Source organism: Flavobacterium silvisoli (assembly GCF_004329815.1).
Lineage (GTDB): Bacteria > Bacteroidota > Bacteroidia > Flavobacteriales > Flavobacteriaceae > Flavobacterium > Flavobacterium silvisoli.
The window spans coordinates 1-12,422 of the sequence record NZ_SJPE01000022.1 but is presented as its reverse complement, the minus strand read 5'-3'; the positions used below and the strand labels follow the sequence as shown (position 1 = coordinate 12,422).

Sequence of the window (12,422 nt, the reverse complement as noted above, 5' to 3'; positions counted from 1 at the left end):
CCAAAATAAACTGTCATTCAAACTCTAATGTTAGCATAAATAATCGGAAGTTTTTCCTGAAATAAAAAAGTGATGGGGGAACACAAAGCCGAAACATCATTCTTCAGTCTGAAAAATGAATTGGGAACAGCAAAGGAAACGGAATTATTTTCTTTGCCGAAAGCATTATGGTTAGTAGTGTTAGCACTCTTTTTCATTAGGGCAAATGTAAAAAATAAAATTTTCGAAATGCAAGTATTGCAGATAAAAAAATATCAAGTTTTATAATCAGTAAATGATTTTATAATCAATTCATTATCAGCAGTTTGATTGATTTTTATTTTACCGATACCGTCCAACAAAGCAAATTGGATTTTTCCGTATTCATTTTTTTTGTCATGAATCAGTAAATCCAATATAGGAGATAGGTCATTTTCTTCGAAAGGAACCGGGTCAAAAACCGCTTTTATGGTATTTTTGATTTCTGAATATTCGGTTTCCGAGAGCAGTCTTTTTTGCCACGAAATGTAACTCTCCAGAATCATACCCACCGCAATGGCCTCTCCGTGTAATAATGTTTTTTTGTCTTCATTATCAATAAAATAACTCTCAATAGCATGTCCCAGTGTGTGACCGAAATTCAATGCTTTGCGGATGCCGTTTTCCGTGGGATCCTGCATTACAATTTCATTTTTTATTTCAATAGAACGATGAATCAGAGCGTCGAAATCTGCAAAATCAAGTTGCGTCAGGTCTTTGAATTGTGACCAGTACATTTGGTCTGCAATGAGCCCGTGTTTTAACATTTCTGCCAGACCCGAACGCATTTCGTTTTGTGGAAGCGTACTCAAATATTCAGAATCGATTAAAACCATTTTGGGATTTTTGATTACCCCGATTTGATTTTTCAGATTTCCCAAATCCACACCGTTTTTTCCTCCTATGGAAGCATCAACCATGGCCAGTAGGGTAGTGGGTATATTAATGAAGTCGATACCTCTTTTAAACGTTGATGCGGCAAATCCGCCCAAATCAGTGATTACACCACCTCCTAAGTTTACTAAAACTGTTTTTCTGTCGCCACCCAATTCAGTTAAAATGGTCCAAATTTCCACACATGTACTGATGTTTTTTTCGCTTTCACCTGCTTCAATTTCTATGATTTCAATGGTTTTATCGGTGGCTAAAAAAGATAAAAACCGCATCAGACAATGTTCGTTTGTATTGGAATCGACCAAAACAAAAATGTTAGAATACTGATTTTCCTCAATCAAAATATTGAGTTTTTCATATCCCATTTCATTAAATAATATCGAATAATCGTAGGCTTGAATTGCTTGCATATAATGAGTTAAATAGCATCAGGCAAAATAAGGTATTTTTTTTGTCACACTCTAGTACGGATTAAATTAATTTCAATACTTTTGTTTATCCTTTACTGTAAAATATTAAACAAAATGTAAAATGATAACCCTTCAAAAAAAATCATTAGACGCAAGCGAGATTGACAGAATCATCGAAATGGCATGGGAGGATCGCACTCCTTTTGATGCGATAACTTTTCAGTTTGGGTTGTCTGAAGCTGATGTCAAAGCTTTGATGAAGAAAGAACTGAAATTCAGCAGTTACAAACTATGGCGCAAAAGGGTGGAAAATTGTAAAACCAAACATGTCGCAAAACGCTCTGAAGAAATACACCGTTTTAAATGCAACAGACAACGAACAATTTCTAATAATAAAATTTCAAAACGATAACTGTATGAAAAAAGAAAGGCCTGATAACGTGGTATATACTGATGAGCAAGGTTACCATGCCGGTTTGTTGTCTTATGCCACTAATGTTGGCGCCCCAGTCATCAGCACAGAGGATGTAGTTTCCTGGAAGAACAGAGGAATCAATGCTGTTAACAAACAATTTGAACAAAAGTTCAATGAGCTAAGAGAGCACTATGAACAGTTGATGCGTGAGTTTCAGAACAACGATTTGGTTTACAATGCAAAATTTTCGTTTGAACCCATTGTAGGCGAAATTTATCATTTATACCGAAATCATGACGGAATCAACTTTTTGTCTCTGATTGAACCCAATCAATGGAAGAAAGAATACTTGGGAACATTTCAACTGAACAGCGATAAAAAATGGATTGAATTGCCATACAACAATCAATAAAATATATAAAATATGCAAAAACATATTGATTACGATGATATAATGGCCATGGAAAAGCAAAAACGAGTGCATTTTGTAAACAGCCTTGGCGGATTTAAAAGTGTTTGCTTGGTTGGGACTCAAAACAGCGCCTCACAAACCAATCTTGCTATTATTGATTCTTTGGTGCACATAGGCAGCAATCCTCCTTTATTCGGAATGGTTTTTCGACCGGGTGTAGTAGAACGTCATACACTCGAAAATATTTTAGAAACAGAATTTTATACTCTCAATCATATCAACCAAACCATATTCAAACAAGCCCATCAAACGTCGGCTCGTTACGACAGAGCTGTATCAGAGTTTGATATTTCAGGGTTACAACCTGAGTATAAAAATGATTTTTGGGCTCCTTTTGTTAAAGAAAGTCATGTGCAACTGGCCATGCAATTGTGTGATAAAGTCGAATTAAAAATCAATAATACCATACTGATAATAGGAGAGGTAAAGGCTGTATACCTGCCATCAGCATGCGTTCAAGAAGATGGTTTTGTAGATATTGAAAAGGCAGCGTCAATTACATGCTCCGGTTTAGATAGCTACCACAAAACGGTTCAGTTAGACCGATTGAGTTATGCCAAACCCAATAAAGAATTAACGTCATTAGTGATTACTTGAAAAGAAAAGCTATAAATATTGTTTGGTTCAAACGTGATTTGCGTTTTACAGATCATGAGACACTTTATGCTGCAAACCAATCAGATTTACCTGTTTTATTGCTTTATTTCTTTGAGCCTACAGTCATGAATTATCCCGATGCCGACATACGTCATTGGCGGTTTGTGTACGAGTCATTGCAGTATATGCAATCAAGATTGAACGAAGTTTCAGCAAAGTTGTACTTTTTTCATAATGAAGTGGCTACTGTTTTCAAGGAACTCACAAAGATGTATGACATTAACACTGTGTTTTCGCATCAGGAAATTGGCAATAAACTCACTTTCGACCGCGATATTGCCATGCAATCATTTTTTGATACTCATCAAATCGAATGGAAACAATTCCAAATGCATGGAGTTATTCGCAAACTGAAATCCAGAAAAGATTGGGATAAACGCTGGGAAGAAATAATGCGGGCTACTCCTAAAATAGTTGAGTTGCAGGATTTGAAAATAGAAGTTTTAGAACCATCTCTATATGATTTATTAAAAGGAAATAAACTCCCTAAAACCATCACCACCCGCAATGAAAACTTCCAACAAGGTGGTGAATATTGGGCTTGGCGCTATTTGGACAGTTTCGTAAAAGAACGTCACGTCAATTACAGCAAACATATTTCCAAACCGGCTTTAAGCCGAACAGGCTGTAGTCGATTGTCGCCTTATCTGACCTATGGCAACATCAGTATGCGCATGGTGTATCAGTATACGAATCAGCATCACGAAACTTCTCCTAATAAAAGAGCTTTGCGAAACTTCATTTCCCGCCTGCATTGGCATTGTCATTTTATCCAAAAATTTGAAGACGAATGCCGCATGGAATTTGAAAATGTAAATCGGGCCTACGACGCTTTGCTAAAACCTAAAAATGAATTTTACATCAAAGCCTGGCAGGAAGGCAAAACCGGAATCCCGATTATAGATGCCTGCATGCGATGCGTGGTGGCGACCGGTTATCTCAATTTCAGAATGCGCGCCATGGTGGTCTCGTTTTTTACCTTTAATTTATGGCAGGATTGGCGTGAGTTGCATTTTTTGGCGCGTCAGTTTTTAGATTACGAACCCGGAATTCACTATCCGCAATTGCAAATGCAATCGGGTACAACCGGCATCAACACCATCCGAATTTACAACCCGATAAAAAACTCGGAAGACCATGACAGCGATGGCGTTTTTATCAAAAAATGGTGCCCTGAGTTAACCGAAATTCCCAATCATTTGCTACACGAACCGTGGAAATTGAGTGTGATTGAGCAGCAATTGTACCGGTGTGAAATGGGTAAAGATTATCCGTTTCCTATAGTAGACATTGAACAAACCCGAAAGAAAGCCAGTGATATTGTCTGGAGTTTCCGGAAAACCGATGATGTAAAAGCAGAAGGAAAACGAATTTTACATAAACACGTAAGTAATCCCAATAAGCCTAAAGATGCGAGGAGTAAAAAAGCAAAATCTTCCCAGTAAAACATGTATTGTTTGTCAAAGACCATTTTCATGGAGAAAGAAATGGGAAAAGATTTGGGACGAAGTCAAATATTGCAGTAATCAATGCAGAAAGCACAAATAAAATGAAAAAAACATTGCGATTAATCCTCGGTGACCAGCTCAACAGTCAACATTCGTGGTTTCAAACGGCAGATGACACAGTTACTTATGTGATGATGGAAATTCGTTCCGAGACAGATTATACTTCGCATCATATTCAAAAAGTCGTCGGCATTTTTGCAGCTATGCGTGCATTTGCGACCGAATTACAATCGAAAAACCACAGAGTTATTTACCTTAATTTGAGTGATGATGACAATCTGCAATCCTTTGATAAGAACATTACTCATCTCGTTTCCCAACATCGGTTTACCCATTTTGAATACCAGTTTCCCGATGAATATAGGGTAGATATTATTTTAAAACAGCTTTGCGAGTCACTTTCCATTACCAGTAATTCGGTTGATACAGAGCATTTTTTCACCACTCGAAATGAATTGGGCGATTTTTTTAAAGGAAAGAAAACTTTTTTGATGGAAAGTTTTTATCGTGCCATGCGCAAAAAACACCATGTGTTGATGGAAGACGACCAACCGTTAACCGGCCAGTGGAATTACGACAGCGATAATCGTAAAAAGCTGCCGAAAGAACATAAGCCCGTTGCTCCTTTGGTATTTGATAACGATGTTTCAGCAGTTTATGATGAAATTTCCAAAACCAATATCAAAACCATAGGTTATATTAATCCTCAAAACTTCGTATGGCCCGTCAACAGAGCGCAGTCACTGGCTTTGTTAGATTTTTTTGCTATCAAATGTTTGCCTTTTTTCGGAAGTTACCAGGATGCGATGTCGCCGAATGAATGGTCGTTGTACCATTCTCGAATTTCATTTTCGATGAACCTTAAACTCCTTTCGCCAAAAGAAGTGATTTACAGAGTTACAACCGAATGGAAATCCCGAGTTCACGAAATAGAATTTCATCAAGTAGAAGGCTTTGTGCGGCAAATCATTGGCTGGCGCGAATACATGCGGGGAATTTACTGGAACAAAATGCCCGAATATGCCAAACTGAATTTTTTTGACCATCAGGAAAAATTACCCGAATGGTTTTGGACCGGAAAAACCAAAATGAACTGTTTAAAAGATGCCATTCATCAATCGTTGCATTACGGTTATGCGCATCACATACAGCGTTTGATGGTTACCGGAAATTTTGCCCTACTGGCCGGGGTTCATCCGGATGAAGTTGATGCATGGTACCTTGGCATTTATATGGATGCTTTTGAATGGGTAGAAATCACCAATACGCGCGGCATGAGTCAGTTTGCCGACGGAGGAATTTTAGGTACAAAACCCTATGTGAGTTCGGCAACCTACATAGATAAAATGAGTCATTACTGCGGCAGTTGTTTTTACAAAAAAGGACTGAAAACAGGAGAAAAAGCCTGTCCGTTTAATAGTTTGTATTGGGATTTTTACGACAGAAATGAAGCTAAGTTGAGCTCTAATCCGCGCATTGGAATGATGTACAACATTTGGCGCAAAATGAAAACTGAAGACAAAATATCCCTATTGAATCAAGCCGATTATTATTTGAAAAACATCAATGAGTTATGAAAACAGCTGTAGTATGGTTTAAAACCGATTTGCGATTGCACGATAATGAAACTTTGATGAAAGCCTTGGCACAAAGCGACCAAATCGTTCCGATTTATTGTTTTGATGCATTGCATTTTGAGACTACTGAATTCGGATTTAAAAAAACGGGAAGTTTCAGAGCACAGTTTTTACTAGAAGCGATTGAAGATTTAGATAAAAATTTGAGGGAATTGGGCTCCGGATTGTTGGTGGTTAAAGGCAAACCCGAGATCGAAATACCTAAAGTTGTACAGCAATTTAAAGCGGTCAAAGTATTTGCTAAAAGAGAAGTGTCTTATGAAGAAAAACAAGTTGAGATTAAAGTGCAGGCTGAATTGTTTAAATTGAAATGTGAATTACAAACTTTCAGTACGAGCACTTTATACCATGCCGAAGATTTGCCTTTTTCGATAAAAAATATACCGGATGTCTTTACTAATTTCAGAAAAAAAACAGAAAAAGATGCTACTGTGAGAGCGACTTTTGACAAACCCAATGCTGTTATTTCTCCCGAAATTCCTCCGCTGAATTTACCTTCTTTGGCTGATTTGGGTTTGACATTTGAAGCTATAGATAACAGAGCTGTGCTTCAATTTAAGGGTGGAGAAACCGAAGGGTTGAAGCGGTTACAGCATTATTTTTTTGAAACCCAATGTCTTTCGCAATACAAAGAAACTCGTAACGGATTAATTGGAGCGGATTATTCTTCTAAGTTTTCGGCTTGGCTGGCTTTGGGCTGTATTTCGCCGCGCTACATTTACCGGGAATTGAAAAAATATGAGCAGCAATTTGGTGCCAATGAATCGACTTACTGGTTGATTTTTGAGTTATTGTGGCGTGATTTTTTCCGGTTTATGTTCAAAAAACACCAGAATAAAATGTTTCAGCCTTGGGGTATTACCGAAGCTAAAGCTGGTCCAAAAACAGTTAGTCACAAACTACTTGAAAATTGGATTAACGGAAGAACTAATGTCGATTTTGTAGACGCTAATATGCTCGAATTAAAATTTACCGGCTTCATGAGCAATCGCGGTCGTCAGAATGTAGCCAGTTATTTTTGTCATGATTTAAAACTGGACTGGCGTTTTGGCGCGGCTTATTTTGAGCAGCAATTGATTGATTACGACGAATGCAGCAATTGGGGTAATTGGGCTTACATAGCCGGAGTAGGGAATGATCCGAGAGAAAATCGTTATTTCGATATTGGAAAACAAGCTGCCGTTTACGATAAAAACAAGGCTTACAGAAAGTTATGGCTAGGTAAATAGTTTTTTGATTTTATACCAAAAGTCCGCTTATTTTTCATTTATCTATTAACAATTATAGGTGAGTATTGAAACGCAAAATAGTTTTTTAATACATCAAACTCTGCCTATATTTGCTACGTTACAATTTGCTAAATTAAATGGAAAAAATTTTTAATAATACAGAGGTTGCTTTTGCTCTTAAAAGCGATACGGAACTTGACAGAGCCTACTTTTTATTCAAGATGATTGATAGCGAACCGCTGGTGCGTATAGGAACTGCCGTGACCAACTTTGCTTTGAAAGCACATTTACCGGTAGAAGGTTTAATTCGCGCCACAGTTTTTGATCATTTTTGTGGCGGAGTCAACGAAGATGATTGCCTTTCGGTAGTTGATAAAATGTATACCAAAGGCGTATCATCCGTTTTGGATTATTCGGTTGAAGGAAAGGAGGAAGAAGAACAATTTGATGCTGCCCTGGAGATGACCTTGAAGACTATTGAGTTTGCCAAAGAGCGTGCTGCTATCCCGTTTGCCGTGTTCAAACCAACCGGTTTCGGGCGTTTTTATTTATACGAAAAGGTAGGGGAAAAACAGCCGTTAACTGTTGAAGAACAAAAAGAATGGGACAAGGTTATTGAACGTTTTGATATAGTTTGTAAAGCGGCTCATGACAAAAACGTGGCCTTGTTGATTGATGGGGAAGAGAGTTGGATGCAGGATGCTGCCGATGATTTGGTCACTAACATGATGCGTAAATACAACAAAGAAAAGTGCATCGTATTCAATACACTACAACTGTACCGTTGGGATCGATTGGATTATTTGAAAAAACTGCATGAATTGGCCAAAGTTGAAGGGTTTTACATAGGGATGAAATTGGTACGCGGTGCTTACATGGAAAAAGAAAACAAGCGTGCAGAAGAGAAAGGTTACCCTACTCCAATTTGTGCCAGTAAAGAAGCTACTGACGAAAATTATGATAAAACAGTACAATACATGATGGATAACTTAGACTCGATGTCTATTTTTGCCGGAACGCACAATGAACTGAGTTCGTATAAATTGATTGAATTGATGGAGGCAAAAGGAGTATTAAAAAATGACAACCGCATATGGTTCGGTCAGTTGTACGGAATGAGTGATAATATCAGTTATAATCTGGCTGCTCACGGATACAATGTTGCGAAATATTTGCCTTTTGGTCCCGTAAGAGATGTGATGCCTTATTTAATCAGAAGGGCAGAAGAGAACACTTCAGTAGCAGGTCAGACCAGTAGGGAACTCAATTTATTGAAAACTGAAAGAGACAGAAGAAAAATAGGAAAATAATTCAAGAAGACCTCAATTTATTGAGGTTTTTTGATTTTATTTTTTTTAAAAATTTAGGGTACCGTGTTTAAAATCAATACCTTTGGTCTTGTTTTTTTTTAAAATAAACCCAAAATCCGGTACCTGCTTAAAAGACTTAAAATGAAGATTGTTACTTTACTACACAAAAGATTATTATTTTTAATTGTCCTGATTTCCTTTCAGGGTTTTTCCCAATGTTTTGAAATCGAATCCATTTTGGTTGATGCCTGTTCAGCCACCTCTCCTTCCAATGATGAAGGATTTAACGAAATGGTGCGGTTTAAGGTAGGACCAAATCCCCTTAATACAAGTACGTTGTCGGTAAACTGGCCTGCTAATGCCTGGACTGGTTTAATACAAAATGCGACAACAGCTTCCAAAGTTTTGGACATTAATAACGCTATTATTGCTGCCGGAAATTGCGGCCAGCTTTTGGAGCCTGTAGGTGGTGTTTTACCGGCTAATGCGGTAGTATTGTTAGTCACCAGTCAAAATTTTACGGTTAATTATAACTCGTTCAGTTCTCTTAATACCATTATGTATATTATTTTCCAAAATAATAATACAACTACGGGTGGGCATTTCGGGAATTACAATGCGACTCCGGGTACAAGGACCTTATCAATGACTTTTGGAGCCGGTTGTTCGGATTCCGTTACCTATGAAAGAAGTAATTTAGTCAATATTTATGGTCTTAACGGAGGTACAAATGCAGAACAAGACGGGGCCAGTGTTAACTTTACCCCTTCGGGTGTTCCCACATACGTAAATAATGGATGTAATGCACCGGTTCCGCCATTTACGGTAAGTGCCAGCGCCAGTCCTACCGGTTGTGTTGCACCGGGCTCTGTCGTGAATTTAACGGGTGTCGCTCAGGGATATCAGACATTGGCATGGACAACAACTAACGGAACTGTTGCCAATCCTAGTAGTCTTAATACAACATACACTGTACCTCTTAGTGCTACAGGAAATATCAGTTTTACTCTGAGCGCAACAAATACTTGTGGTGTAACTATAACATCTACAGTCACAATAGCAGTGGGAGGGGTAACTCCGCCTAGTGTTACACCGATAACGTATTGTCAAAATGCAACGGCATCACCGTTAACAGCTACTGCAAGCGCAGGAGGAACGTTGAATTGGTACGGAACCAATGCCACAGGAGGAACTGCATCAGCCACGGCTCCAACACCACTAACAACCGGTGCGCCCGGTTCTGTGGTTCACTATTATGTGAGTCAGACCGTCGGAGGATGTGAAAGCACCAGAGCTGATTTGGCTGTTACCATAGGAAATAATCCTACTGCAACACCGTCAGTATTTTGTGATTCAGCTAATTCAGGACCAAATTCAGTTGCGTTTGATTTTAATAATATAGGTCCCACTCCCAGTTATTCATACAGCTATACTATAGACGGAGGTACTCCGGTTACCGGAACCATTCCGTCCATTAATGGCTCTCATTTTGTGGTGACCGGAGTTTCACCGGGACAGGTAGTGGTATTCACCGTTTCATGGGATGGTATATGTCAGGCTCCGGTAACAGCTTCAACTACGGTACCTACTTTTAATCAGGTTGGTCCTTATTGTTCCGGACAAACTATTCCACCACTGCCAACCACTTCTTTAAACGGAAAAGTGGGAACTTGGTCTCCGGCATTAAATAACACAACGACGACAACCTATACATTTATGCCAAACTCCGGTCAGTGTGCTTCAAAAACAACAATGACTATTGTTATTGATCCTGCTAATACAACCAGTACACCTTCCGCTACACCAACATTGTGTATCAATACACCCTTGACGGCTATCACTCATACCACAACCGGAGCTACGGGAATTGGTGCTCCAACGGGCTTACCGACAGGAGTTGTAGCATCATGGTCATCAAACACCATTACCATTAGTGGTACTCCTTCAGTTTCAGGAGTATTTAACTACTCCATTCCATTAACAGGTGGTGGATGCGGTAGTATCAATGCAACCGGTACCATCACTGTTACTGCTAACAATACGGTAAGTGCTCCTTCTTCTACGCCAAATATGTGTATCAATACGCCTTTAACCGCTATAACTCACACTACGACCGGAGCCACCGGAATTGGTGCTCCAACTGGTTTACCTACAGGAGTTAATGCCGTTTGGTCTTCGAATACTGTTACTATTAGTGGTACGCCAACAGTTTCAGGAACTTTTAATTACAGCATACCGTTGACAGGAGGATGTGGTAATGTTAATGCTACGGGAACTATTATTGTTTCACCTACAGTTACACCAACATTCAGTGCTGTGGCACCTATTTGTTCAGGAGGAACTTTGGCACCATTACCAACAACGTCAAATAACGGGATTACCGGAACTTGGTCACCGACTTTAAACAATACAGCCACAACGACTTATATCTTTACTCCAAATAGCGGTCAGTGTGCAACTACAGCAACTTTGACGATTACGGTCAATGGAGCTTCTTTGGTTCCCGCTTTTACAGCAGTCGCTCCGATATGTTCGGGTGGAACATTATCACCACTGCCGACAACATCTAATAATGGAATCACAGGTACTTGGTCACCAGTACTTAATAATACTACTACCACTACATATACATTTACTCCTAATACAGGTCAGTGCGCTACTACAGCCACGCTGCAGATTGTTGTTAATCCGAATGTAGTTCCAACATTTACACCGGTAAGTCCGGTATGTGCCGGAACGGTTTTAACTGCTTTACCAACTACTTCCAATAACGGAATTACCGGAACTTGGTCTCCGGCACTAAACAACACTACGACGACAACATACACTTTTACTCCTGTAGCCAACCAGTGTGCATCAAGTCAAACATTGACCATTAGTATTTTGCCAAAAGTTACTCCAACATTTACAGCTGTTAATCCGGTTTGTTTCGGAGGGGTTATTGCTCCCTTGCCTACTACTTCTAACAATGGTATTACCGGAACTTGGTCGCCGGCAATAGACAATACCGCTACAACTACTTATACCTTTTTACCCAATGCTGGAGAATGTGCCAATACAACTACTTTACAAATACAAGTAGTTCCTCAAATTGTTCCGACGGTTTCGGTTGTCGTTTCCTGTAATGAAAACTCGGTTACCGTTACCAATCCGTTAGGTTCAGATTACCAGTACTCTTTCGATGGAGGTCCTTTTCAGGCAAGTCCTTTTTATTTCAATGTTCCTTCAGGGAATCACACTATAATAGCGCAACAGACTGTTGCAAATTGTAATTCTAATCCGTTAAATTTTACGGTTAACGCAGTGGTTAATGATGTTGTAGTTAATAATCCTGCACCATTACAATTATGTGATCCGAATAATGATGGGATAGCGGTTTTTGACTTAACCCAAACAATAAATTCCATTACTGGCGGAAATCCATACGTTGTGAGTTTTCACGAAACAATAACAGATGCTACTGTTGACGGTACCGCTATTCCGAATCCAAACGCATATCCGACTATTCTTCCTTGGGGACAGACCATTTTTGTAAGAGTTGAATCGACCACTACGGATTGTTTTGCTATCGTTCAATTACAACTAATAGTCAACCCAACACCAGAGGCAGTAACGCCAACGGATTACCATTTGTGTGATTACACAGGTGCTGTTGGTTATGAGCCGTTTGATTTAACGACAAAAATCCCTGAGATTTTGGGCAGTATCAACCCGGCAGTTACTTCTGTAACGTTCTATACTTCACAGAGTAATGCTGAAAATGCTACTGGGGCTATAGGCAATGTTACCAATTACGTTAACACAGTTGCCAACACCCAGACGTTGTATGTTCGGGTAGAGACTATCGCTACGGGTTGTTACGATATTGTAAC

Annotated in this window: 11 protein-coding genes; 9 read left to right on the top strand and 2 right to left on the bottom strand. The window is 39.1% G+C overall.

Features of this window, described 5'->3' with window-relative positions:
• Nucleotides 1–17: 17 nt before the first annotated feature.
• Both EZL74_RS12755 and aroB read right to left on the bottom strand, forming a co-directional pair.
• A complete protein-coding gene (locus EZL74_RS12755; protein ID WP_131477056.1) occupies nucleotides 18–197 on the bottom strand; it encodes a hypothetical protein in 180 nt (59 codons plus the stop codon).
• Nucleotides 198–254: 57 nt separating this feature from the next.
• Complete coding sequence (gene aroB, locus EZL74_RS12750; RefSeq protein WP_131477055.1) at nucleotides 255–1,322, bottom strand: 3-dehydroquinate synthase; 1,068 nt, start codon at nucleotides 1,320–1,322, stop codon at nucleotides 255–257.
• 121 nt (nucleotides 1,323–1,443) lie between these two features.
• On the opposite strand from aroB, the gene EZL74_RS12745 reads away from it, so the two are divergent.
• The 9 genes from EZL74_RS12745 to EZL74_RS13120 form a co-directional block, all read left to right on the top strand.
• A complete protein-coding gene (locus EZL74_RS12745; protein ID WP_131477054.1) occupies nucleotides 1,444–1,734 on the top strand; it encodes a TIGR03643 family protein in 291 nt (96 codons plus the stop codon).
• Between the two features lie 4 nt (nucleotides 1,735–1,738).
• Nucleotides 1,739–2,149 carry a DUF2452 domain-containing protein gene (locus EZL74_RS12740; protein ID WP_131477053.1) on the top strand — a complete coding sequence of 137 codons (411 nt, stop codon included), beginning with the start codon at nucleotides 1,739–1,741 and terminating at the stop codon, nucleotides 2,147–2,149.
• 12 nt (nucleotides 2,150–2,161) lie between these two features.
• Complete coding sequence (locus tag EZL74_RS12735) at nucleotides 2,162–2,806, top strand: flavin reductase family protein (RefSeq protein WP_131477052.1); 645 nt, start codon at nucleotides 2,162–2,164, stop codon at nucleotides 2,804–2,806.
• A complete protein-coding gene (locus tag EZL74_RS12730) occupies nucleotides 2,803–4,311 on the top strand; it encodes a cryptochrome/deoxyribodipyrimidine photo-lyase family protein (RefSeq protein ID WP_131477051.1) in 1,509 nt (502 codons plus the stop codon). The genes EZL74_RS12735 and EZL74_RS12730 overlap by 4 nt, the downstream gene beginning before the upstream one ends.
• Nucleotides 4,277–4,414, top strand: a complete 138-nt coding sequence (locus EZL74_RS12725; protein WP_131477050.1) for a DUF2256 domain-containing protein — start codon at nucleotides 4,277–4,279, stop codon at nucleotides 4,412–4,414. The genes EZL74_RS12730 and EZL74_RS12725 overlap by 35 nt, the downstream gene beginning before the upstream one ends.
• Before the next feature lies 1 nt (nucleotide 4,415).
• Nucleotides 4,416–5,951, top strand: coding sequence for a cryptochrome/photolyase family protein (locus tag EZL74_RS12720; RefSeq protein ID WP_131477049.1), 1,536 nt, complete (start codon nucleotides 4,416–4,418; stop codon nucleotides 5,949–5,951).
• Complete coding sequence (locus EZL74_RS12715; RefSeq protein WP_131477048.1) at nucleotides 5,948–7,240, top strand: DASH family cryptochrome; 1,293 nt, start codon at nucleotides 5,948–5,950, stop codon at nucleotides 7,238–7,240. The genes EZL74_RS12720 and EZL74_RS12715 overlap by 4 nt, the downstream gene beginning before the upstream one ends.
• Before the next feature lie 137 nt (nucleotides 7,241–7,377).
• The gene (locus EZL74_RS12710) at nucleotides 7,378–8,550 is read left to right on the top strand and encodes a proline dehydrogenase family protein (RefSeq protein ID WP_131477047.1); all 1,173 of its coding nucleotides are present in this window, start codon (nucleotides 7,378–7,380) and stop codon (nucleotides 8,548–8,550) included.
• 141 nt (nucleotides 8,551–8,691) lie between these two features.
• Nucleotides 8,692–12,422: beta strand repeat-containing protein (locus EZL74_RS13120; protein ID WP_394345867.1), on the top strand; the 3,731-nt coding region annotated here is incomplete at its 3' end.